This window comes from Nocardioides soli, assembly GCF_014191495.1.
GTDB lineage: Bacteria > Actinomycetota > Actinomycetes > Propionibacteriales > Nocardioidaceae > Nocardioides > Nocardioides soli.
This window is the reverse complement of record NZ_JACHWR010000001.1, coordinates 1,233,166-1,255,421: the sequence shown is the minus strand read 5'-3', so window position 1 is coordinate 1,255,421 and position 22,256 is coordinate 1,233,166. Positions and strand designations below refer to the sequence as shown.

Genomic DNA, 22,256 nt, shown 5'->3' with positions numbered 1-22,256 from the left:
TCCTCCGTACCCTGTGACGTACCCAATTTGAGGGAGATCCTTCGTGCACCGTGCCGCCACCCGAGTCCTGACCGCTGCCGCCCTGGCGCTGTCCGCTCTCGCCGCGACGTCCGCCTCGACCGCCGCGCCCGCTCCCGGGCACGCGCGCAAGGCGGACCCGCTCCAGGTGCGGATCGGCACGTACAACGTGATCTCCCGGGCCACGGTCGACACCTTCAAGAACGTCGTCACCCAGGTGAAGCCGTCGGTCGACGTGCTCGGTCTCCAGGAGGTCGGCATGAACGACAAGAACAAGTGGCTCATCGCCGACTACAACTGGGGCTACTACCGGCCGCCGCAGCTGCAGCAGAACCCGATCATCTGGGACCGTCGCCAGCTCGACTTCGTCTCCGGCAGCGGCGTCAAGCTCTCCGACCCGCACCGGATCGAGGGACGCAACGGCGGCGGCGAGGAGGCCAAGACCCCCAACTGGGCGACGGTGGTGCGCCTCTTCCACCGGGCGAGCGGCCACCAGCTCAGCTTCATCAACGTCCACCTGCTCACCGGCACCGTGAAGGGCGGCAAGTTCGTCCCGGGCCGCCCGCAGGCGAAGAAGCTCTACCTGAAGCAGCTGCGCACGCTGGTCAAGACCGCCCGCGCCGAGCGGAGCGCGAGCGACGAGGTCTTCGTCCTGGGCGACTTCAACGCCGGCTACAAGGAGGACATCCGGGCGGGCAAGAAGCAGCTGCCGGTCAAGCAGTTCAAGAAGATCGGCTTCAAGTCCGTCTGGGAGAAGAGCCCACTGCTCTCGAAGAAGTACGGCACTCACAGCAATGCGCTGATCGACCAGATCTGGAACTCCGGCGCGCCGGTCAGCACCCAGATCCTGACCAACGTCAAGGGCTCCGACCACCGGCCCGCGATCGGCACCTACCAGATGCCGCCCCCCGACCCGACGTACGTCGCGCCGCTCGGCTCGATCGGGTTCGGCCAGTCGCCGCCGGTGCGCAACGAGTACACCAAGAAGGCCGGCAAGTTCGTGGAGATCCCGCTGGTCGGCGACTTCTCGCACGGCTACGCCACCGTGCGCGTGAACGCCGCGGAGAGCACGGCGACCGAGGGCGCGGACTTCTACATCGACCCCACGTCGTTCCTCCCCGGCTCCCGCACGATCTACGTGAAGATCAACCGCGACGGCCAGACCGAGGACGAGGAGTACTACACCCTCGAGATCGTCGATCCGGTCAACATGGTCCCGATCCCGGGGGCGGAGAAGGTCCGCGGCGTGATCGAGGCGAACAGGTCCTGACCCGCCGGCGTACGGCGCTCGCCCCGGTCAGCCGGAGGCGAGCCGCCGGGCGCTGCGCTGCTCCTGGCGTGCGGCGCGGCGGCGCCGGAGCCGGCGCACCAGCCGCGGCGCGTGGGCCTCGGCGGCGGGCAGGTCGATCAGCCGGTTGAGCAGCTGGTGGTAGCCGGTCGGCGTCAGGGCGAAGCGCTCGCGGACCGCCTCGTCCTTCGCGCCGGCGTGCGAGACCCAGTCGCTCTCGAACGCGAGGATCTCGCGGTCGAGATCGCTGAGCTCGTCGCCGCCGTGGGGCGCGGGCGCGGGGGTCTGGGCGGACATGGCGCCAAGCCTGACATCCCGTGGCGCGTCGTCCGAAACCGACCCCGTCACGCGGGCTCGGCGAATGCCGGTGAGATCAGGAAGCGCTCCACCTCGATCCGGAGCGCGACCCGAGCCGGGTTCGGCCGCGGGACGCGGTAGCGCGCGGCGTACCGCTCCTCGGCCCGCCGCACCGCCGCCTCGTCGGTGCGGACCTGCGCCCGGCCCTCGAGCGTCGACCAGCGGGCGCCGTCGACCTGGCAGGCCGCGACGCGGGGGTCGGCCGCCGTCTGGAGCGCCTTGCGCGAGGTGCCGGAGGTGATCACCCAGGCGCAGCGCTCGTCGAGGTCGAGCGCGACCCCGACCGGTACGACGTGCGGTCGCCCGTCGGCGCGCAGGGTGGTCAGGGTGCACAGGTGTCGCTCGGTCCAGAACTCCAGGAGCGACGGCGGGAAGTCTTCCCACCCGGGTTGCCACGAGGTCACGCGCACATGCTGGCAGGTCGGCAGCTCGGTGGGGTCAGATCCAGCGGGTGAACCAGATCCGGTCCAACCACTCGCCGTGGGTCAGGAGCTGGTTGGTCCAGATCGGCCAGAACCAGGCGAAGTTCAGCAGCACGAGCACGAGGAAGGCGCCGGACACCACGACGCCGGCCGTCCGCCGCCCGCTCGGCGCGGCCGAGGTGCCGAGCAGTCGCCCGATGGCGAGCGTCAGCGCCAGCACCAGGAACGGCAGCGTGATGACGGCGTAGAAGGAGAAGATCGGCCGGTCGTCGTACTGCAGCCAGGGCAGCCAGGTGGAGGCCACGCCGACCACCGCCAGCCCGAAGCGCCAGTCGCGGGCGCCGACCCACATCGCCAGCGCGTAGAGGATCGCCAGGCAGCCGGCCCACCAGATCGCGGGCGTGCCGAGCAGCAGCACCTGGCGCAGGCAGTCGCTCCCGGCCGGCGCGGCACAGCCCTGGGTGCCCGGCTGGATGTCGGTGTCGGCGGCGACGCCGACCGGCCGGTTGAGCAGCAGCCAGCCGGCCGGGTTGGAGGCGTAGGTGTGCGTGCTGTCGTTGAGGAAGTGGGTGTGAAAGGCGTAGACGTCCTGGTGGTAGTACCAGAGCGACCGCAGCGACTGGGTCACCTCGCCCAGGCCGGAGGCGTCGGGCTCGGTGCGGGTCGGCCAGTCCTGGCCGCCGTCGTAGTGGGTGTACTGGGTGGCGGAGAGGTGCTGCTCGTAGGCCTGGGCGTTGACCAGCCAGCCGGTCCAGCTCGCGACGTAGACGACCAGGGCCACCAGGACGAGCTGCACGAACGCCGGGATCCCGTCGACCACCGCGGAGCGCAGCACGGCCCACCGGACGCCGAAGGAGCGGCGCGCGCCGGCCGACCACAGCCAGACGAGGAGGCCGAACGCCGCGAGGGGGTAGAGCGCCTCCCACTTCGAGCCCACCGCGAGTCCCCAGCACACGCCGCCGAGCAGCAGCCACGGCCGCAGCAGCAGCCCGCGCACCGGCCCCCAGGACCGGCCGTCGGAGACCTGGTCCGGCACCAGGCGGGCCATCCGGGCGCGGTGCCAGTCGCGGTCGGCCACCAGGCAGTGGACACCACAGAGGATGAAGAACGCGACGAAGATGTCGAGCAGCGCCAGCCGGGACAGCACGAAGTGCAGGCCGTCGAAGCACAGCAGCAGGCCGGCGACGCAGCCCAGGAGCGTGGATCCGGTGAGCCGGCGGGCCAGCCGGCACATCACCAGCACCATGAGGGCGCCCACGACGGCCGCGGAGACCCGCCAGCCGAAGGGGTCCATCCCGAAGGCCTTCTCGCCGAGTGCGATCAGCCACTTGCCGACGTCGGGGTGCACGACCATCTCCGGCGTCGACTTCCACAGGTCGGTCGTCTGTCCGTCGAGGATGCGATCGTTGGCCTTGTCGACGTAGTCGCGGGCGTAGCCGAAGTGCAGCAGCGACCAGGCGTCCTTGGCGTAGTAGGTCTCGTCGAACTCGAACGCGTGCGGCCGGCCGAGATGCCACAGCCGCAGGAACAGCGCCAGCAGCGCCACCGCGATGCTGGCGGCCCACCCGACGACCGGGTCCTCGCCCCGGATCCGCGACCGGGCGCGCCGCCACGCCGACGGGACCGGCCGGCCGGCGGCGTCACGGGAGAGTCCGACACGCTCCTCCGCAGGCTCGGGGGGCGCGGCGGTGGTCACGATGGAAGACTCTAGGACGTGGCACCCACTCACCCCGCCCCGTCCGGCGTCCCCTCCGGTGTGCTGGTGCTGGCGGCGACGCCGATCGGACAGGTCGGGGACGCGCCGCCGCGACTGGCCGAGGAACTGGCCGGCGCCGACGTGGTCGCCGCCGAGGACACCCGTCGGCTCAAGCGGCTGACCACCGACCTGGGCGTCACGATCGCCGGGCGGATCGTGTCGTACTTCGAGGGCAACGAGTCCGCGCGCACCCCCGTGCTGCTGGAGGCGCTGCTGGCGGGCGACCGGGTGCTGCTGGTCACCGACGCCGGGATGCCGAGCGTCTCCGACCCCGGCTACCGCCTGGTCGCGGCCGCCGTCGAGCACGACGTCCGGGTTACCGCCGTCCCCGGCCCCTCGGCCGTGCTGACCGCGCTCGCGCTCAGCGGGCTGCCGGTCGACCGGTTCTGCTTCGAGGGCTTCCTGCCGCGCAAGGCCGGCGAGCGGTCCCGTCGCCTGGCCGACCTGGCGGACGAGCAGCGCACGATGGTCTTCTTCGAGGCGCCGCACCGCACCGAGGCGGCGCTCGCGGCGATGGCGGAGGCCTTCGGCGGCGACCGGGCCGCGGCGGTGTGCCGCGAGCTCACCAAGACCCACGAGGAGGTACGCCGCGGGCCGCTCGCCGACCTGGTCGCCTGGGCGGCCGAGGGCGTGCGCGGCGAGGTCACGATCGTGGTCGCCGGCGCGGCGCCGGTCGCCGAGGTCGGGTCGGACCCGGCGAGCCTGCTCGCCGCGGTCGGGGACCTCGAGGCCGCGGGCCTGCCCCGCAAGGAGGCCATCGTGGACGTGGCCCGGCGCGCCGGCGTACCGAAGCGAGAGGTCTACAACCTCGTCCACGGGGGAGGAGGAGGCGCATGAGCGAGCGGATCCGGGTCCTCCACCACGACGGCCTCAGCTTCGACGTCCTCGACGAGGGCCCGAGCGACGGACGCCCGATCGTGCTGCTGCACGGGTTCCCCGAGCGCAGCACGACCTGGCGGCTGGTCACGCCGCTGCTGCACGAGGCGGGCCTGCGCACCTACGCGCTCGACCAGCGCGGCTACTCGCCGGGCGCCCGGCCGCGTCGGCGTCGGGACTACCGGATGTCCCGGCTCGCGGGCGACGCCGTCGCGCTGATCGAGCGGATCGGCGGGCCGGTCCACCTGGCCGGTCACGACTGGGGCTCGGCGGTCGGCTGGGCGGTCGCGATGCGCCGGCCCGACCTGCTGCGCAGCTGGACCGCGATCTCCGTGCCCCACCCCGCGGCCTTCGCCCGGGCGATGAGGACGCCGGCCCAGCGCCGGCGCTCGCGCTACATGGCGTTCTTCAACCTGCCGCTGCTGCCCGAGCTCAGCGCCCGGCGACCGGGCGGTCGCTTCGACCAGAGCATGCGCCGGGCGGGCATGAGCGACGCCGAGGTGGAGCGGTTCCGCCGCGAGATCGTGGAGTACGGCGCGCTGCCGCACGCGCTCGGCTGGTACCGCGCCCTCCCGCTGGCGCGGCCCGGATCGGCCGACCACCGCGTGACCGTGTCCACGACGCTGGTCTGGAGCGACCGCGACGTGGCGATCACCCGGATCGGCGTCGACGGCACTGCCGCGTGGGTCGACGCGCCGTACCAGCTCGTCGAGCTGACCGGCGTCAGCCACTGGATCCCGACGCAGGCGCCCGACGACTGCGCGGCGGCGATCATCGAGCGCGTGGTCGCCTCCGAGGTGGGTGCGTGAGCACCCCACGAAATCGCGGACTTCCCCCGTTCCGCTCCTCCAGCCCACGATTCCGCGGGGACCCCGCATGAGCACCCTCCTGCCGGCGCCGGAGCCCTTGCCGCACCCGGTCGTCGACAACCACTGCCATCTCGACATCGCCCGGGGCGACGAGCCCGCACTGCCGGTGGCCGACGCGCTCGCGGCGGCCGCCGCCGCGGGCGTGCCGCGGATCGTCCAGATCGGCTGCGACCTGCCCGGCGCGCGCTGGGCGGTCGAGGCGGCCGCGACGTACGACGCGCTGGTCGCCGGGGTCGCGCTGCACCCCAACGAGGCGCCGCGGCTCCCGTCGCTCGACGACGCGATGGCCGAGATCGAGGCGCTCGCGGCCGCGCACGACCGGGTGCGCGCGGTGGGGGAGACCGGCCTGGACTTCTTCCGCACCGGCGAGGAGGGTCGGGCCGTGCAGGAGGAGTCCTTCCGTCGGCACATCGACCTGGCCAAGCGGCTCGACAAGACGCTGGTGATCCACGACCGGGACGCCCACGACGACGTCCTGCGGGTGCTCGACAGCGAGGGCGCCCCCGACCGGTGGGTGATGCACTGCTTCTCGGGCGACGCCGACTTCGCGCGGGCCTGCCTCTCGCGCGGTGCGCACCTCTCCTTCGCCGGCACCGTGACGTTCAAGAACGCCGCGCCGCTGCGCGACGCCCTCGCCGTCACCCCCCGCGACCGGGTGCTGGTCGAGACCGACGCGCCGTACCTGACGCCGATGCCGCACCGCGGCCGCACCAACGGCTCCTACCTGGTGCCGCTCACGGTGCGGGCGATGGCCGAGGTGCGCGGTGACGACCTCGGCGAGCTGTGCGCGGCGATCGAGGCGAACACCTTCGCCGCCTTCGGCGGGTCCTGGTAGGGCGGGCCTGTCAGGCGAAGCGCGCGCGACACGCCGGTGCGCCGCGGCGTGTCGCGCTCGTTTCCCCGGGCAGCCGGTGAAACGAGCGCGGGGCCGGTGGGACTGATGTGACGGATGAGGCCTTCGGGGCGTTGAGAGGCGGCTCACGATTTCCACAATTTCGCCTGGTTCAGTTTGCAACGAGCCGGGAAGGCTGGTGGTCTGGACTACCGATGGCCGGGATCGGGACCCGATCTGACCAGTGCAGGTGGCCGCATCAGGCCGCCGGAAGTCCCCCGAGACAGCTCACCACCAGGGTGGAGACACGTGTCGGGCGCGCTGGCACCCGAGGCCCGGAGAGTACGACGTTCGGAGAGACGTGCCCGACAACGAGCACACCAGCCGGTTCCGCCGCTTCGCCACCAGCCGACCCCTGATGATCGCCACCGCGGCGGTCGCCGTCGCCGCGGTCGCCGGCACCACATGGGGCTACAGCGCGCTGAGCAAGTCCGTGACCCTCACCCTCGACGGCAGGTCGCAGCAGGTCTCCGCCTTCGGCGGCACGGTCGGCGACGTGCTCGACGCCGAGGGCGTCGAGGTGACCGACCGCGACGAGGTCGCGCCGGCGCTCGACGAGCAGGTCAGCGACGGCACCCGCATCTCGGTCCACTTCGCCCGCCCGTTCGAGCTCAACGTCGACGGCACGAGCACGACCCACTGGGTCACCGCGACGACCGTCTCGGGGGCGCTCGACGAGGTCGGCAAGCGCTACGCCGGCGCCGATCTCTCGGCGAGCCGCGGCGGCGCGATCGACCGCGGCGGGATGTCCCTCGACGTCGTCACCCCCAAGAAGCTCACCGTCGAGGTCGGCGGCCGCAAGCCGGTACGCCGTACGCTCACCGCGCTCACCGTCGAGGACGCCCTGGGCGAGCTCGGCGTCAAGGTCGGCAAGCACGATCGCACCGAGCCGGCCGTCGACCACGTGCTCGAGGACGGCGACCGGGTCGTCTTCACCGACCGGCGGATCGTCCGCAAGCGGGTGGGCGCCGAGGCCGTGCCGTTCGGCACCGTCGAGCGCACGGACGGCTCGATGTACGAAGGCGAGGAGTCCGTGGTCCGCGAGGGCCGCAGCGGCCTGCGTGACGTCACCTACCGCATCGTCTACCGCAACGGCGAGGTCGCCGACCGCACCGTGCTCCGCCAGGCCGTCAAGCGGGCGCCGGTCGACCGGATCGTCAAGGTCGGCACCAAGAAGCAGGTGGTCAGCTTCGCCGGCGGCAACACCGTGTGGGACCGGCTCGCGCAGTGCGAGTCCGGCGGCAACTGGGCGATCAACACCGGCAACGGCTACTACGGCGGACTCCAGTTCAGCCTCGGCACCTGGCAGGCGCACGGCGGCACCGGCCTCCCGAGCAACGCGAGCCGCGAGACGCAGATCGCCATCGCGACCAAGCTCCGCGACGCCTCCGGGGGCTACGGCGCCTGGCCGGCCTGCGCGGCCAGCCTGGGCCTCCCGCGCTGAGCTCGGCCCGGCTCCAGGTTCAGCGCAGCCGGATCATGACGATCCGGCTGGCCGAGCCGAAGCCGTGCTTGCCTCGGTAGATCACCCGGAGCCGGTGCTCGCCGTCCTGCTTCTTGCGAGGCAGCCGGAGCGACGTCTTGCCCTTGGTGAGCTTCTTCGCCCCGAGGGACCTGCCGGAGTAGCCGATCCGCACCTTGCCGGGCACCTCCGGACCCGGTGAGGTCGCGCGGATGATGACCGCCACCCGTCGGCCGGTCCGCGCCTTGCCCACCTTGATCCGCAGCCGGACCGGTGCCGGCCCGACGACCGGCGTCTGAGCGCTCACCGTCCCGGGCTCGTAGCCCGGGCTGGTGAAGGTCTCGGTCACGGTCACCCGCGAGCCCACGTCGGCCAGCGACACGACGTACGACCGGCCGCGGCGAACCTCGGTGCCGTCCACCGACCAGGCGTAGGTCGACCTGCCCGGTGCCGACCAGGTGCCGCCGGTGACCTTGAGCCGAGACCCGGCCTGCACCTTGCCGGAGATCGACGGCCGGCCGAAGGCGACCGGCGCCGGCCCGAGCCCGACCGGTCCGCGGTCGAGGGTGAGCGTGGTGGCGGCGTACCCGTTGCTCGAGAAGTACTGCGTCAGGCGCACCACCTTGCCCAGGTCGCCGGGCCGGATCGTGTAGGACCGGCCGGTGCCGACCCGGGCGCCGTCGATCGTCCAGGTCAGCGTCGTCACGCCCTTGACCGGGAACGTCGCCCGCTTGGCCACCAGGGACGCCCCGACCTCGGCCGGGCCGGTGACGGTCAGCGCCCGGTTCGGGGCCGGCGGGTCGCCCTCGACGACCTGCGGCGTGGTGACGCTGGCCGTGCCGGTCTCGCCGCCGACGGTGGCGGTGAAGGTCTCGGTGAGCGTGATCTGCTGCCCGAGCCGCGCGGGCCGGACGACGTACGTCGGTCCGCTCGCGATCTTGCTCGGCCCGACGTACCAGGCGAACGTCGAGGTGCCGGCGACCGGCCAGGTCGCACCCTGCGCGGTCAGCGTCTTACCGACCTGCGCGGTGCCGACGATCGTCGGACCCTGGGTCGGCACGACCGCCTGCGCGCCCGGGCTCACCAGCACCGGGACCGCGGCGACCGCCAGCACACACAGCGTCGCGACGACGCGTCTCACCCACACGCCACCATCAGAACACATGACGAGGGTCCCGGTGCGGCGCACCGGGACCCTCGTCAGGTCACTCCAGGCTCACTTCACCTTGATCTTGACGGTCTTCCTGACCTGGCCGAACCCGGTCGCGCCCGGGTAGGTGACCTTGAGCTTGTACCTGCCGGCCTTGTGCGCCGGGAGCTTGACCGTGACCTTGCCCTTCTTGAGCTTCGCGGCCTTGAGCTTCTCGCCGGCGTAGGTGAGCTTCACCTTGCCGGGCACCTTCAGGTCGGGTGAGGTGGCCCGGACCGTGACGGACACCTTCTTGCCCCTCTTGGCCTTGCCGTGGCCGACGTTCAGGCTCACCTTCGCCTTGGCCACCTTGCCCGACGTGGCGCTCGCCGTGGCGATCGCATAGCCGGCCGCGGTGAACGTCTCCGTCGCGGTCACCTGCTTGCCGGCGTCGGCCGGCTTCGGCTGGTACGACGCGCCGCTGCCGACGGTCTTGCCGCCGACCGTCCACGTGTACGTCGAGGTGCCCGGGACGCTCCACTGCGCGCCGGTGACCTTCAGGGTGCGGCCGACCCGCGCCGTGCCGGTGATCCGCGGCGCGGCGGCGGCGGTCGGTGCGCCGGCCTGGGTCGCCGGTACGCCGGAGGTGGTGACGGTCGTGCTGGCGTAGCCCTCCTTGGTGCCGGTGACCCGGGCCGAGAGGGTGTGGCCGACATCGGCGCCCTGCACCTGGTAGGTGCTGCCACCTGCGCCCGGGATCGGTGTCCCGTCGCGCAGCCAGGTCGCCGTGGTGGTCACGCCCTGCTGGAACCAGGCGGGAGCCGTCGCGGTCAGGGTGCTCCCCGGCTGCGCGGTGCCGCTCAGGGACGCCCCGCCGAGCGCGGCGACGAACCGCTTGCCGACCTTCACCACCATCTTGTCGGCGGACTTGTCAGAGGAGACAACCTGGATCATGGTGCCGGCGCCGGCGACCTTGGTGGAGAACCAGCCGTTGGCGTCCTCAGTCCAGTAGCCGTCGACGTTCGAGTCGTCGAAGACCGGCACGCTGGGGCGCGCGGGAACGTCAACCGACTGAGAGCCGCCCCCCACCACCTCGCGGGTCAGCGAGAGGGCATTCGTCTCGTCGACGTCGAACGTCGCGTCGAACGCCTGGAGGCGGCCGTTCGCCGCGGCATCGGCCCCGGTCCCGCTCCACGTGATCGAGGCCGGGTTCGCATCGACGGGCAGGTTCGCGCCGTAGCCCGGGTGCTCACTGGTGTTGTTGTCGCCGTAGGCGCCGTTGGAGTAGTAGACGAGCAGGCCGTCCTCGTAGGAGTAGTGGTCCACCTTCTTCCCGGGTGCGGAGACCGCATAGTCATGGCTGTACGGACCCTGGCTCAGGGCCACGTCGTACCCGTCGAAGGTGCGGTTCTCAGCCACATACGAGTGCGCGAAGTCGTACTCGTACTGGCCGTCGACCACGGAGTGGAACCCGTCGAGGACCCAATCGTTGGTCGCGCCGAACGCCGTCGAGTAGGTGCCGACGGAGACGTTGCGCACCAGGAACCCCGCACCGTGGGTGTTGGCGTCGGTGACGTAGGCCCAGCGCAACTGGACCTCTTGTCCGGCGTAGGCGCTCAGATCCGCGGTGATGTCGGCGAAGGAGAGCTGGTTGCCGGTGATACCGCCGCCGGCGACCGAACTGCTGGTCATGACGTTCGACCAGTCGCCGCCGTCGGGCCGCACTTGGAGGTAGGCGAAGTCGGCGCCGTTCTCGATGCTGTAGGCGACGTTCGCGGTCAGGAGCGGCGAGCCCCCGGGGAGGGAGATGTGCGGGCTGGTCGCGGTGACCGACGTGTCGTCCTTCGTGCCTGAATAGAGGTAGTTGCCAGTCGACACCGGGCCCGTGGCGATGTCGTGGCCCTCAGGAAGAGTGACCAGGACGGCCTGCTTGCCGGTCGACGTGGCGTGATACGACGGGCCGAGGACGACCTCCTCCGAGGCGCCGGCGCCGTCGACAACGGCGAGGTCAGCGAAGCCGTCCGCCGTCTCGCGGCCGTACCAGCCGAGGAAGAGCTTCTCCGTCGCGCCCATGTGGCCGGCCGAGTTGCCGGTGGCACCGTCGCCGTGGCCGAGCCAGGAGCCGGAGTCCATCAGGGTCCAGAAGCCGTTGCTGTTGTCGCCACTGCCGGTGTCGTAGTAGTCGCGGAGGCCGAGGTCGTGACCGAACTCGTGCGCGAACACCCCCAGGCCGCCGTTCTCGGGCTCGGTGGTGTAGTCGAAGATCCAGTAGCCGGTGTCGCCGATCTGGACGCCGCCGACGAGGCAGTCCGACTCCGGGGCCTCGACGTCCATGCCCGCCGGGCACTCCGGGCCGTCCTCCCCGAAGCCGTCGGTGTTCGCGGCCCAGCGGTGCGACCAGATGGTCCAGATGTCCGCGCCGGCCTCCTCGCCCTCGCCGGCGTGCACGGCTTGGAAGTGGTCGATGTAGCCGTCCGGCTCGTCGTAGTCGCCGTCACCGTCGATGTCGTAGCGGTCCCACTGGTCGTACTGCGCGAGGTAGTCCCGGATCTCGTCGTCGGTCTTCCCGGCGACGACCTGGGCGTCGTACCAGGCGGTCGCGCTGTCCCCGATGAACGCCGTCATCTCCGGCTGGTTCTCATAGCCGTCCTCGTCGGAGTAGAAGGCCTCCGAGTGGGGCACCTGCACCCAGTCGGAGACGTCGCCCTCCAGGTCGAAGCGGCCGCTCGACATTTCTGAGTAGAGATCCTTGAACGACTCGCCGCCCTGCTCCGGCATGCCGTTGAAGAACATGTCCTCGAAGTGCTGGCGGTTGAAGTCGGCCTTCCAGTACGTCGAGTTGTCCGACGGGCCCGGTGCGGGGATCTCGTTGTGGAGCGGACCCTCGGCGGGGAAGTCCTCGTTGGCCAGGTCGGCCGGGTCGTCCTCGCCGAACTCGACCAGGAAGGTCAACAGGTTCGCGTGCTGGGTCACGCCGTACTCCACCTCGACGCCGTTCGCCATCTCGATGGTGCGGTTGCGGCCCCTGCCCTTGAGCTCGGCGTCGCCGTCGAGCAGCTCCTCCACCGCCTGCTGTCGCAGCGCGGTGCGGCGCGCGGAGAGCGGATGGCTCCTGTTGTCGAGCTTCTTGGCACCCGGGTCCGCCTGGGGCGCGGCAGGCAACGTCTCCGGTGCCGCCTGGGCCGGCGTGGCGACCATCGGCAGCACGGCGACGACCGCGATCGCGCTGAGGGTCGAGATGGCACGTCTCATCAATGGGTTCCTCCGAGTCGGTCGCGGACCCGGGCCCGCAGCGATGTGCCTCGGACCCTAGCGACGTCCGCCGACGACCGCCGCCGAATCGGAGCACCGCCTCGCGCTGACTACGCTGACGACCATGTCCGACACGTCCGCCGAACCTCGCCTGCTCGGGCCGGCAGACGTGCGTGCGCTGGCGGCGCGCCTCGACCTGCGCCCGACCAAGCAGCGCGGCCAGAACTTCGTGATCGACGCCAACACCGTGCGGCGGATCGTCCGCGAGGCCGGCGTCACCGCCGACGACGTGGTGGTCGAGGTCGGGCCGGGGCTGGGGTCGCTGACCCTCGCGCTGCTCGAGGTCGTCGGCCGGGTGGTGGCCATCGAGGTCGACGACAAGCTCGCGGGGCTGCTGCCCGAGACGATCGCGGCGTACGCGCCGGCCCAGGCCGACCGGCTCGAGGTGGTGCGCGCCGATGCGATGCGGGTCGACGAGGTGCCGGGCCCGCCGCCGACCGCCCTGGTCGCGAACCTGCCCTACAACGTCTCGGTCCCGGTGTTGCTGCACCTGCTCGCCCTGCTGCCGTCGCTCGAGCGCGGCCTCGTGATGGTGCAGGCGGAGGTGGCCGACCGGCTGGCCGCCTCGCCCGGCTCCAAGGTGTACGGCGTCCCGTCGGTCAAGGCCGCCTGGTTCGCCGACGTACGCCGAGCGGGCGCGATCGGCCGCAACGTCTTCTGGCCCGCGCCCAACGTCGACTCCGGCCTGGTCGCCTGGACCCGCCGCGAGCCGCCGAGCACCATGGTGCCGCGCGAGCGGGTCTTCGACGTGATCGATGCGGCGTTCGCCCAGCGCCGCAAGGCGCTCCGCGGCGCGCTGCGCGTGCTCGCCCCGGCCGAGGTCGTCGACGCCGCGCTGGAGCGGGCCGGCGTGGCGCCGTTGGCCCGTGGCGAGACCCTGACCGTCCACGACTTCGTGCGGATCGCAGAGGGGTTGGCGTCATGAGGCTGCGCTGGGCGCCGGGCGGCGGTGAGTCAGCAACCGTTCCGACCGGCGGGTTGGTTGCTGACTCACCGCTCGCCGCCGTCGCATGCGTCGAGCCGCGGAGGGCTGCCGCATGAGCATCACGGTCCGCGCCCCCGCGAAGATCAACCTCCACCTCGGCGTCGGCGCCCCGCGCGAGGACGGGTTCCACCCGCTGACGAGCGTCTACCAGGCGGTCGGCGTGTACGACGACCTGACGCTGGCCGACGCCGACGGTTGGTCGGTCGACCTCACGGTCGCCGGCTGGATGGACCGCGACCACGTGCCGCTCGCCGGCGACAACATCGTCGACCGGGCGGCGGCGCTGCTGGCCGCCCGCCACGGACTCGCGGTCACCGGCGAGGTGCACATCGCCAAGGAGATCCCGGTCGCCGGCGGCATGGCCGGCGGCTCGGCCGACGCGGCAGCGGCGCTGGTCGGCCTCGACCGGCTGTGGGGAGCGAACACCTCCGACGACGACCTCCTCGCGCTTGCCGCGCAGCTCGGCAGCGACGTGCCGTTCGCCCTGGTCGGCGGCACCGCGCTCGGCACCGGCCGCGGCGAGATCGTCGAGCCGGTCCCCGACCACGGCACGTGGTGGTGGGTGCTGGTCCCCTCGACGAACGGGATGTCGACCCCCGAGGTCTACCGCCACTACGACCGGCTCTTCCCGGACGCCCCCGCCGTACCCCCGATGCCGGAGGCGCTGCTCGCGGCCCTCGATGCGGGCGATCCCCACGCCCTCGCGGCCGCCCTGCACAACGACCTCCAGCCCGCCGCGCTCGACCTGCGGCCCGACCTGGCCCGGCTCATCGACGCCGGGGAGGCGGCCGGTGCGCTGCGCGGTGTCGTCACCGGCTCGGGGCCGACCTGCGTCTTCCTCTGCGAGTCCGCCGACGCGGCGCGGGCGACCGCCGCCGAGCTGCGCGCGAGCCACGACGTCGTCCTCGTCACGACCGGCGCGGTCGCCGGGGCACATCCGGTGGCCTATGGCTAACCTGCTCAACCTCGAGCGCGTCTCGAAGTCCTACGGCATCCGCCCGCTGCTCACCGACGTCTCGCTCGGCGTGGCCGTCGGTCAGCGGATCGGCATCGTCGGGCGCAACGGCGACGGCAAGACCACCCTGCTCGAGGTGATGACCGGGATCGAGGAGCCCGACTCCGGACGGGTCTCGCGGCAGCGCGGCCTGCTCGTGGGCTACCTCCACCAGGGCGACCAGCTCGAGGACACCCACACCGTCCGTGAGGCGGTGCTCGGCGGCCGGTCCGACCACGAGTGGGCCGCCGACCCGCGCACCCGCGAGATCGTCGACGTGCTGCTCGCGGGTGTCGAGCTCGACCGCGCCGTCGTCGGCCTCTCCGGCGGCGAGCGCCGACGCTGCTCGCTGGCCGCGCTGCTGCTCGACGACCACGACCTCGTCGTACTCGACGAGCCCACCAACCACCTCGACGTCGAGGCGGTTGCCTGGCTGGCCCGGCACCTCGCCGCCCGGCCGTCGGCGCTGGTGGTGGTCACCCACGACCGGTGGTTCCTCGACGAGGTCTGCCAGTGGACGTGGGAGGTGCACGACGGCGTCGTCGACGCCTACGAGGGCGGGTACGCCGCGTTCGTGCTCGCCAAGGCCGAGCGGCAGCGGCAGGCGGCGGCCTCGGAGGTGCGCCGGCAGAACCTGGTGCGCAAGGAGCTCGCCTGGCTGCGCCGCGGCCCGCCGGCCCGGACCTCGAAGCCGAAGTTCCGGATCGACGCGGCCAACCAGCTCATCGAGGACGTGCCGCCGCCGCGGGACCGCCTCGAGCTGCAGCGGTTCGCGGCCCAGCGACTCGGCAAGGACGTGATCGACGTCGAGGACGTCGACCTCTTCCGCGGGGACCGCCAGCTGCTCTCGCACGCCACCTGGCGGCTCGGGCCGGGCGACCGGGTGGGCATCGTCGGCGTCAACGGCGCCGGCAAGACCTCGGTGCTCTCGTTGCTCGCCGGTGAGCTGGCCCCGGCTGTCGGACGGGTCAAGCACGGCCGCACCGTCGCGCTCCAGCACCTCACCCAGCAGCTCGACGACCTCGACCCCGAGGGCCGCGTGCTGCCCACCGTGGAGTCGATCCGCCGGGTCACCCGCACCACCGACGGCGAGATCACGGCGACGGCGCTGCTGGAGCGGTTCGGCTTCACCGGCGACCGTCTCACCGCGCGCATCGGCGACCTGTCCGGCGGCGAGCGGCGTCGCTTCCAGCTGCTCCGCCTGCTGCTCACCGAGCCCAACGTGCTGCTGCTCGACGAGCCCACCAACGACCTCGACATCGAGACCCTCAACGTGGTCGAGGACTTCCTCGACGGCTGGCCGGGCACCCTCGTCGTGGTCTCCCACGACCGCTACTTCCTCGAGCGGGTCACCGACTCCGTCTGGGCGCTGCTCGGCGACGGCCAGATCTCGATGCTGCCGCGCGGGGTCGACGAGTACCTGGAACGTCGAATCGGGACTTCCGGCCAGTTGAGTCCGGAATCTTCTCCGGACTCAACGGTCACCACTCCCGAGTCAACCGTCACAACTCCCGATTCGACCGCGAAGGCCAAGGCCGGCAGTGCGGAGGAGCGGGCGGCTCGCAAGGTGATCGCCCGCATCGACCGGCAGCTGGAGCGGATCGCAGAGCAGGAGGCGGAGCTCAACGCCCAGATCGAGGCGCTGGCACCACAGGCCGCGGAGCGGTACGAGGAGCTGGCCGGGCTGAGCGCACGGCTCGGGACGCTCGCCGACGAGAAGGGCGAGCTCGAGCTGGAGTGGCTCGAGGCCGCCGAGGCGCTGGAGTAGCCGGGATCAGTCGGCGAACGGCGCCAGGAGCGTGCGCAGCAGCGCCGCCAGCCGCCCGCGGTCCTTCTCGGGCAGCCCGGCCAGGAAGGTCTGCTCGGCCTCGAGCAGACTCTCGAAGGCGGCGTCCACCGCCTCCTTGCCCTCGGGGGTGAGCCGCACGAGCACGCCGCGCCGGTCACGTGGGTCGGGCAGCCGCTCGACCAGGCCGCGGCCGGCGAGCCGATCGACCCGGTTGGTCATGGTGCCGCTGGTCACCAGCGTCTCGCGAAGCAGGCGGCCGGGGGAGAGCTCGTACGGCGCGCCGGCTCGGCGCAGCGCCGCCAGCACGTCGAACTCCCACGACTCGACCTGCGCGGTGGTGAACGCGTCCCGCCGGGCGAGGTCGAGATGGCGGCCCAGCCGGCTGATCCGGCTGAACACCTCGACGGGGGCGAGATCGAGGTCGGGGCGCTCTCGTTCCCAGGCCTCGACCAGCTCGTCGACCTCGTCCCGCATGCCGTCAGCGTAACCGATCCGGTCGAGAATCTTGACATCAAGACAAAGGTCGCCGAAGATATCTTGATGTCAAGAGACTTCGGAAGGACCGCGATGTCACACACCTGGGACCCCGACCGCTACCTGACCTACGCCGACGAGCGCGGCCGCCCGTTCGTCGAGCTGCTCGCCCGCGTCGGCGCCGACCGGCCGGCCACGGTCGTCGATCTGGGCTGCGGCCCGGGCAACCTGACGACGTTGCTGGCCGACCGCTGGGCGGGCGCCCACGTGGTCGGGCTCGACGCCAGCCCCGAGATGATCGCGAAGGCGCGCGAGCTCGGCGGCGACGTCCGCTTCCACGTCTCCGACCTGCGCGACTGGGCGAGGTCGGGTCCGACCGACCGGGGCGAGGTCGACGTGCTGGTCTCGAACGCGACCCTGCAGTGGATCCCCGGCCACCTCGACCTGCTGCCCGCGCTCGTGGGCCGGCTCGCCCCCGGCGGCTGGCTCGCCTTCCAGGTGCCCGGCAACTTCGACGAGCCCAGCCACACGCTCCGCGACGAGCTCGCCGCCGAGGCGCCGTACGCCGAGCACACCTCCGGCGTCGCGGTGCCGAGCAGCCACGACCCGGCGGTCTACCTCGACGCGCTCGCGCGCCTCGGCTGCACGGTCGACGCCTGGGAGACGACGTACCTGCACCTGCTCACGGGCCCCGACCCGGTCTTCACCTGGGTGTCCGGCACCGGCGCCCGCCCCACGCTGCAGGCGCTCCCCGACGACCTGCGCCCGGCGTTCGAGGCGGAGTTCAAGCGGCGGCTCGCCGCGGCGTACCCCCGGCACGAGTACGGCGTGGTGCTGCCCTTCCGGCGGATCTTCGTGGTCGCGCAGGTGCGGTCATGAGGCTCCACCACGTGCAGGTCGCCTGCCCGCCCGGCGGCGAGGACGCCGCCCGCCGCTTCTACGCCGACGGCCTCGGCCTGGCCGAGGTCGCGAAGCCGGCCGACCTCGCCGCGCGCGGCGGCGCCTGGTTCCGCCGCGACGGCGTCGAGATCCACGTCGGCGTCGAGGACCCGTTCGCCTCGGCCCGCAAGGCCCACCCCGCGCTGCTGCTCGACGACGTCGCCGCGCTGGAGGCGCTGGCGCTGCGGCTCCGGTCGCTCGGGTTCGACGTCGACTGGCGCGAGCGGCACACCTTCGACGGCTACGAGCGCTTCCACACCCGCGACGCGCACGGCAACCGCATGGAGGTGCTCAGTCGCCGGTGACGGCCTTCTTGCCGAGCACCACCGCGCCGGCGCCGAAGAAGCCGATCAGCGCCCACCCGAGCGGTGCGCTGCCGCCGCCGAGCACGAGGGCGACCCCGCCCAGCACCGGGACGAGGAGCGCGAACGCCACCAGCAGCATCGACCAGTTGACGCGCCCCTTGCTCACCCGCACACGCTATCCGGCAGTCCTGAGGTCCAGCGTGCCGGGATCGCGGGATAGATCGTTGGGGATAGTCCGTCACGTTCCGGTTGCCGATCCTGGCTGGTGGCAACCGGAACGTGACGGACTATCCCCGACATCAGGCCCGAGCAGGCACTCAGGTCAGGAAGATCGGGTTGGTCAGCGCCACCATCGCGTCGGTCGCCGCCGGGCCCTGACGGATCTCGGCCCGCACGAACGGCGTACCGCCCGGCACCGACTGCTCGACCAGCAGTGCTCCGTCGGCGCCGCCGACCACGGGGGCGCCGTACGTCGTGGCGCCGGGGCCGATCAGCGTGGCCACGGACCCGGCCGGTACGCCGGAGGCGTGCAGGCGCACGGTCACCTGGTCGGCGGGGCCGCTCGCGAGCCGGTCGCCGCACTCGGCTCGGGACCCACCCAGCGTGGCGGTGAACTCCAGGTCGACCGCCGAGGAGCCGGTGATCCACGAGTGCCCGGCCCGGTAGCCCGCCATGAGCGCGGCCACCGAGAGTCGGTCGGCCCGGACCACGGTCTGGGCCAGGCCGATCCGCTGCGCGGCCTGATGGGTGTCGGAGTTGCCGACCGCGGGCTTGAAGACGCCGGCCGTCAGCAGGTCGTGCCACCGCGCGACCGCCTTGGTGTTGGCGGCGGCGTTCAGGCCGCTCCAGGGACCGTTCCACACCTCGACCGCGTCCATCTCGGCGAAGTCGTCGCCGAACTGCCAGCCGTTGCCGCCGCCGATCTGGTAGGGGTGGGCCGCGATCGCGAGGCCCTTCAGCCTGCGCACCCGCTCGGTGAATCCTGCGAGCCTCCCGTCCTCCGGGCGGTAGCGCCAGTCGATCCAGGTGCCTGTGGGCAGCCCCGCGGCGAGCCAGTGCCCGGCGCGGGTGGTCACCTCCTCGCCGGGGATGACCAGGAAGCCCTTCGGCACGACCCGCCCCCAGATCCGCTGGGCGGAGCTGGTGTTGTGCTCGGAGGTGCCGATGAAGTCGAGGCCGGCCTTGCGGGCGTACCCGATCACGTCTCGCGGCGTCTGCGAGCCGTCGGAGTGCACGGTGTGCACGTGGAGGTCGCCGCGGTACCAGCCCGGCCCCGTGCCGGGCACCGACGCGGGCGCCGGGCGCGGCCGGAAGCGCTTCCCGGGCCTGCCGAAGTGCAGGGTGACGTCGACGCGGTACGGCGTGCCCGCGGGGGTGATCTGATACGGGCCGAGGATCAGGTTCCACCGGCCCGGCGTGATCGGGCCGGCCAGGTACCCCGGGGTGGCGGAGGTGCGGCTGAGCCGGAAGGACCGCCGCTTGCCGCCGGACCAGCCGCGGAAGCCCTTGGTGCTCCCGAGCCCGCGACCCGACGGGTCGAAGATGCCGATGTCGACCACGTTCAGCGAGGTCGGGCCCAGGCTCACCGGCGCGTAGTCGTACTTCACCGAGATCGCCCGGACGCCCTTCGGCACCCGGAAAGGCAGGTAGACCCAGTCGGGGACGTCGTCGCCGGCGAAGCGGCCCTTGAACGTCTTGGTGCGGGTGCGCTCGCCGGCCGTCGCCGGCTCGAAGGTCACCAGGGCGGCGGAGGTGGCGACTCCAGCGCCGGCCAGGAAGAGCGATCGGCGGTCGAGGTGTGCGTCGGTCATGGTGCCGACAGCATGGCCCATGACGGGGCCGAGGTCACGACAACCCGGGGCCGCCGTGTCCCATCCCGGGATCGACCGGATGCACGATCGGTCTCCGCTCGCCGACGAGGCGCCGCTGCGCCCAGGTCGCGAGCAGGGTCAGCAGCAGGTTGACGACGATGTACGTCGCGGAGAGGACCACCGCGGTCTGGAACTGGTTGCCGAACTCGGTCCAGATCTGGCGACCGACCGTCGTCAGCCCGGGAGCGAGCACGTAGTAGCCGAGGCTGGTGTCCTTCAGGGCGACCACGCACTGGCTGATGATCGCCGGGATCATGATCTTCACGGCCTGGGGCAGCTGGATGGTCACCATCACCTGCGTCTTGCGCATGCCGAGCGCGTACGCCGCCTCCACCTGTCCCTTCGGCACCGCGAGGATGCCGGCGCGGACGATCTCCGCCAGGACCGAGCCGTTGTAGAGCGTCAGCCCGGCCACCACCGACCAGTAGGAGCTCAGCCCGGCCGGTCCGAGGAACAGGAAGATGATCAGCAGCAGGAGGGGGACCGCGCGGAAGAACTCCACGATCAGCCACGACGGCCACCGCACGGCGGCGTGCTCCGACAGCTTGCCGACGCCGAACACGGCGCCGAACACGACGGCGAGCAGGATGGCGAGCACCGCCATGGCGAGCGTGTCGAGGAGGCCCTCCCACAGCACCTGGACGTACGCCGGGGTGACGAAGGGCTCCCAGAGCTCGTACTCGAGCTCGCCCTGCTCGTCGAGGTACCACACGAACCAGCCCAGCAGGGCGAGCAGGCCCACGCCGGAGAGGAGGGCGTACAGCCGGTGCCGGGCGCGCGTTCGCGGCCCGGGGGTGTCGAAGAGGACGGTGCTCATCGGGGGTCCCCGCGGAAGTGTGGGCTGGAGGAGCGAAACGGGGGAAGCCCGCAGTTTCGTGGGGTGTTCATCGCGCCGCCCTCCAGCGCCGTTCGAGCCCGATCGCCCCGGCCGAGATCAGCTCGACGAGCACGATGTAGAACGCGGCGAAGACCAGGAAGATGACGGTGTCGTCGGCGCTGTTGTTGGTGAAGTAGCGCATCCGGCCGGTCAGCTCCATGAGCCCGAAGACGGCGGCGATCGAGGTGTTCTTGGTCATCGCGATCAGCACGCTGGCCAGGGGCGGTACGACGGCGCGGAACGCCTGGGGCAGCACCACGCTCCCCATCGTCTGGGTGAAGGTGAGCCCGATCGCGCGCGCGGCCTCCGCCTGCCCCACCGAGACCGCGTTCACCCCGGACCGCACCGCCTCGCACACGAACGCCGAGGTGTAGACGCTCATCGCGATGACGCCCTTGACGAGGAACGGGGTGCCGACGAACCAGCCGAGGTTCGGCGCGGCGATGAACACGAATACGAACACCAGCAGCAACGGGGTGTTGCGCACCAGCGCCACGTAGGTCGTCCCCGCGGCTCGCAGGACGGAGATCGGCCCGACCCGCAGCGCGGCCAGCAGGGTGCCGAACACGAGCGAGCACAGGCCGGAGAGCACCGAGAGCTGGATGGTCAGCCAGAACGCCTGGAGCACCAGGTCGTACTGGTCGAGCAGGTCGTCCAACCCTCGGCCCTCTCTCCGTCAGCGAGTCGTCAGCGAGTCGTCAGCCCGTCGTCACGCGGCCGGGCACTCGTCCATGGCCGGGGGATCGGGGGTCTCGACGCCCGACTGGCCGAGCGTCGCCTCGAACGCCGTCGCCCACGCGCCGTCGTCCTGCGCGTCCTCGATCGTCTCCGTGATCCACTCGCACATCTCGGGCGCGTCGATGGAGTAGCCCACGCCGTACCGCTCCTCGGAGAACGGCTCCACGACGACCTTGAGCTGGTCGGGGTTCTCCGCGGCGTACCCGAGCAGGATCGCGCCGTCGGTGGTCATCGCGTCGACCGTGCCGTTGAGCACCTGGTCGACGCACTCGGAGTAGGTGTCGAAGCCGCGCGGCTTGGCGCCCTCGGCCTCGATGTTCTCCAGGGAGGTCGAGCCGGTGACGGAGCAGACCTCGGTGCCCTTGACGTCGTCGAGGCTGTCGATGTCGCTGTCGGTGCCGACCAGCAGCTGCTGGCCGGTGACGTAGTAGGGGCCGGCCTGGCCGACGACCTGCCGGCGCTCGTCGGTGATGGAGTACGACGCGATGACCAGATCGACGGTGCCGTTCTGGAGGAACGGCTCGCGGTTGTCGGAGATCGTCTCCTTCCAGGTGATGTCCTCGGGCGCGATGCCGAGGTCGGCAGCCAGGATCTTCCCGATCTCGGGGTCGAAGCCGACCGGCGCGTCGTCGGTGGCCCCCTTGAAGCCGATGCCGGGCTGGTCGAACTTCACGCCGATCGTGACCGAGCCCGCGTCGGCGAGCTCCTTCATGCGGGTGCCGTCGTCGAACTCGTCGGCGGCGTTCTCCTGCACCTCGACGTCCGAGCCCTCATCGCCGTCGTCGCCGGCGTCACCGCAGGCCGCGAGAGCGCCCGCCAGGGCGAGGGCGACGGCCGCCGCCCGGACCTTCTGGATGTGTCCCATTTTCTTCTCCTCTTTCCGAGTGAGCGGTGAAGTGTGCG

Annotated in this window: 21 protein-coding genes; 10 read left to right on the top strand and 11 right to left on the bottom strand. The window is 72.0% G+C overall.

What is annotated here, in order from left to right:
• The first annotated feature begins 43 nt into the window (after positions 1 to 43).
• Positions 44 to 1,288 (top strand): endonuclease/exonuclease/phosphatase family protein, encoded by a 1,245-nt coding sequence (locus FHU40_RS06410; protein ID WP_183591399.1) that lies wholly within the window; start codon positions 44 to 46, stop codon positions 1,286 to 1,288.
• Between the two features lie 27 nt (positions 1,289 to 1,315).
• Here FHU40_RS06410 and FHU40_RS06405 read toward each other — a convergent pair whose 3' ends face one another.
• The 3 genes from FHU40_RS06405 to FHU40_RS06395 are packed head-to-tail and all read right to left on the bottom strand — an operon-like array spanning position 1,316 to position 3,781.
• Positions 1,316 to 1,603 (bottom strand): DUF3263 domain-containing protein, encoded by a 288-nt coding sequence (locus tag FHU40_RS06405; protein WP_183591398.1) that lies wholly within the window; start codon positions 1,601 to 1,603, stop codon positions 1,316 to 1,318.
• A 47-nt stretch (positions 1,604 to 1,650) separates the two neighbouring features.
• On the bottom strand, positions 1,651 to 2,067 hold the full coding sequence (locus FHU40_RS06400) for a TIGR03618 family F420-dependent PPOX class oxidoreductase (RefSeq protein ID WP_183591397.1): 417 nt from the start codon (positions 2,065 to 2,067) through the stop codon (positions 1,651 to 1,653).
• Positions 2,068 to 2,101: 34 nt separating this feature from the next.
• A complete protein-coding gene (locus FHU40_RS06395; RefSeq protein ID WP_343057751.1) occupies positions 2,102 to 3,781 on the bottom strand; it encodes a dolichyl-phosphate-mannose--protein mannosyltransferase in 1,680 nt (559 codons plus the stop codon).
• 18 nt (positions 3,782 to 3,799) lie between these two features.
• Here FHU40_RS06395 and rsmI point away from each other — a divergent pair, with 18 nt between their 5' ends.
• The 4 genes from rsmI (at position 3,800) to FHU40_RS06375 (ending at position 7,922) form a co-directional block, all read left to right on the top strand.
• On the top strand, positions 3,800 to 4,678 hold the full coding sequence (gene rsmI / locus FHU40_RS06390; RefSeq protein ID WP_343057750.1) for a 16S rRNA (cytidine(1402)-2'-O)-methyltransferase: 879 nt from the start codon (positions 3,800 to 3,802) through the stop codon (positions 4,676 to 4,678).
• Entirely contained in the window at positions 4,675 to 5,526 is an 852-nt protein-coding gene (locus FHU40_RS06385) for an alpha/beta fold hydrolase (RefSeq protein WP_183591396.1), read from the top strand. The genes rsmI and FHU40_RS06385 overlap by 4 nt, the downstream gene beginning before the upstream one ends.
• Before the next feature lie 67 nt (positions 5,527 to 5,593).
• Positions 5,594 to 6,421, top strand: a complete 828-nt coding sequence (locus FHU40_RS06380) for a TatD family hydrolase (RefSeq protein ID WP_183591395.1) — start codon at positions 5,594 to 5,596, stop codon at positions 6,419 to 6,421.
• A gap of 358 nt (positions 6,422 to 6,779) precedes the next feature.
• Positions 6,780 to 7,922, top strand: coding sequence for a resuscitation-promoting factor (locus tag FHU40_RS06375; protein ID WP_343057749.1), 1,143 nt, complete (start codon positions 6,780 to 6,782; stop codon positions 7,920 to 7,922).
• Between the two features lie 19 nt (positions 7,923 to 7,941).
• On the opposite strand, the gene FHU40_RS06370 is transcribed toward FHU40_RS06375, so the two are convergent.
• Positions 7,942 to 9,087: a hypothetical protein gene (locus FHU40_RS06370; RefSeq protein WP_183591394.1), complete on the bottom strand. Its 1,146-nt coding sequence runs from the start codon at positions 9,085 to 9,087 to the stop codon at positions 7,942 to 7,944.
• A gap of 69 nt (positions 9,088 to 9,156) precedes the next feature.
• Positions 9,157 to 12,321: an immune inhibitor A domain-containing protein gene (locus FHU40_RS06365; RefSeq protein WP_246389963.1), complete on the bottom strand. Its 3,165-nt coding sequence runs from the start codon at positions 12,319 to 12,321 to the stop codon at positions 9,157 to 9,159.
• A gap of 124 nt (positions 12,322 to 12,445) precedes the next feature.
• Here FHU40_RS06365 and rsmA point away from each other — a divergent pair, with 124 nt between their 5' ends.
• The 3 genes from rsmA to FHU40_RS06350 all read left to right on the top strand — a co-directional run bounded on the left by rsmA (position 12,446) and on the right by FHU40_RS06350 (position 16,128).
• Positions 12,446 to 13,306 carry a 16S rRNA (adenine(1518)-N(6)/adenine(1519)-N(6))-dimethyltransferase RsmA gene (gene rsmA, locus FHU40_RS06360; RefSeq protein ID WP_183591392.1) on the top strand — a complete coding sequence of 287 codons (861 nt, stop codon included), beginning with the start codon at positions 12,446 to 12,448 and terminating at the stop codon, positions 13,304 to 13,306.
• Positions 13,307 to 13,418: 112 nt separating this feature from the next.
• Entirely contained in the window at positions 13,419 to 14,321 is a 903-nt protein-coding gene (locus FHU40_RS06355) for a 4-(cytidine 5'-diphospho)-2-C-methyl-D-erythritol kinase (RefSeq protein ID WP_183591391.1), read from the top strand.
• On the top strand, positions 14,314 to 16,128 hold the full coding sequence (locus FHU40_RS06350) for an ABC-F family ATP-binding cassette domain-containing protein (RefSeq protein ID WP_183591390.1): 1,815 nt from the start codon (positions 14,314 to 14,316) through the stop codon (positions 16,126 to 16,128). Before FHU40_RS06355 ends, FHU40_RS06350 begins: the two co-directional genes overlap by 8 nt.
• Positions 16,129 to 16,134: 6 nt before the next feature.
• Here the strand turns inward: FHU40_RS06350 and FHU40_RS06345 are convergent, their stop codons facing one another.
• The gene (locus FHU40_RS06345) at positions 16,135 to 16,623 is read right to left on the bottom strand and encodes a MarR family winged helix-turn-helix transcriptional regulator (protein WP_183591389.1); all 489 of its coding nucleotides are present in this window, start codon (positions 16,621 to 16,623) and stop codon (positions 16,135 to 16,137) included.
• A 93-nt stretch (positions 16,624 to 16,716) separates the two neighbouring features.
• On the opposite strand from FHU40_RS06345, the gene FHU40_RS06340 reads away from it, so the two are divergent.
• Together FHU40_RS06340 and FHU40_RS06335 are read left to right on the top strand one after the other, a co-directional pair.
• Positions 16,717 to 17,502 carry a methyltransferase domain-containing protein gene (locus FHU40_RS06340; protein WP_183591388.1) on the top strand — a complete coding sequence of 262 codons (786 nt, stop codon included), beginning with the start codon at positions 16,717 to 16,719 and terminating at the stop codon, positions 17,500 to 17,502.
• On the top strand, positions 17,499 to 17,867 hold the full coding sequence (locus FHU40_RS06335) for a VOC family protein (protein ID WP_183591387.1): 369 nt from the start codon (positions 17,499 to 17,501) through the stop codon (positions 17,865 to 17,867). Before FHU40_RS06340 ends, FHU40_RS06335 begins: the two co-directional genes overlap by 4 nt.
• On the opposite strand, the gene FHU40_RS06330 is transcribed toward FHU40_RS06335, so the two are convergent.
• The 5 genes from FHU40_RS06330 to FHU40_RS06310 form a co-directional block, all read right to left on the bottom strand.
• Entirely contained in the window at positions 17,854 to 18,033 is a 180-nt protein-coding gene (locus FHU40_RS06330; protein WP_183591386.1) for a hypothetical protein, read from the bottom strand. The genes FHU40_RS06335 and FHU40_RS06330 overlap by 14 nt on opposite strands.
• Before the next feature lie 151 nt (positions 18,034 to 18,184).
• Positions 18,185 to 19,678 (bottom strand): CehA/McbA family metallohydrolase, encoded by a 1,494-nt coding sequence (locus FHU40_RS06325; protein ID WP_183591385.1) that lies wholly within the window; start codon positions 19,676 to 19,678, stop codon positions 18,185 to 18,187.
• A 34-nt stretch (positions 19,679 to 19,712) separates the two neighbouring features.
• Positions 19,713 to 20,555, bottom strand: coding sequence for an amino acid ABC transporter permease (locus FHU40_RS06320; RefSeq protein WP_183591384.1), 843 nt, complete (start codon positions 20,553 to 20,555; stop codon positions 19,713 to 19,715).
• A gap of 67 nt (positions 20,556 to 20,622) precedes the next feature.
• A complete protein-coding gene (locus tag FHU40_RS06315) occupies positions 20,623 to 21,273 on the bottom strand; it encodes an amino acid ABC transporter permease (RefSeq protein WP_183591383.1) in 651 nt (216 codons plus the stop codon).
• A 51-nt stretch (positions 21,274 to 21,324) separates the two neighbouring features.
• Complete coding sequence (locus FHU40_RS06310; protein WP_183591382.1) at positions 21,325 to 22,218, bottom strand: glutamate ABC transporter substrate-binding protein; 894 nt, start codon at positions 22,216 to 22,218, stop codon at positions 21,325 to 21,327.
• Positions 22,219 to 22,256: the final 38 nt, after the last annotated feature.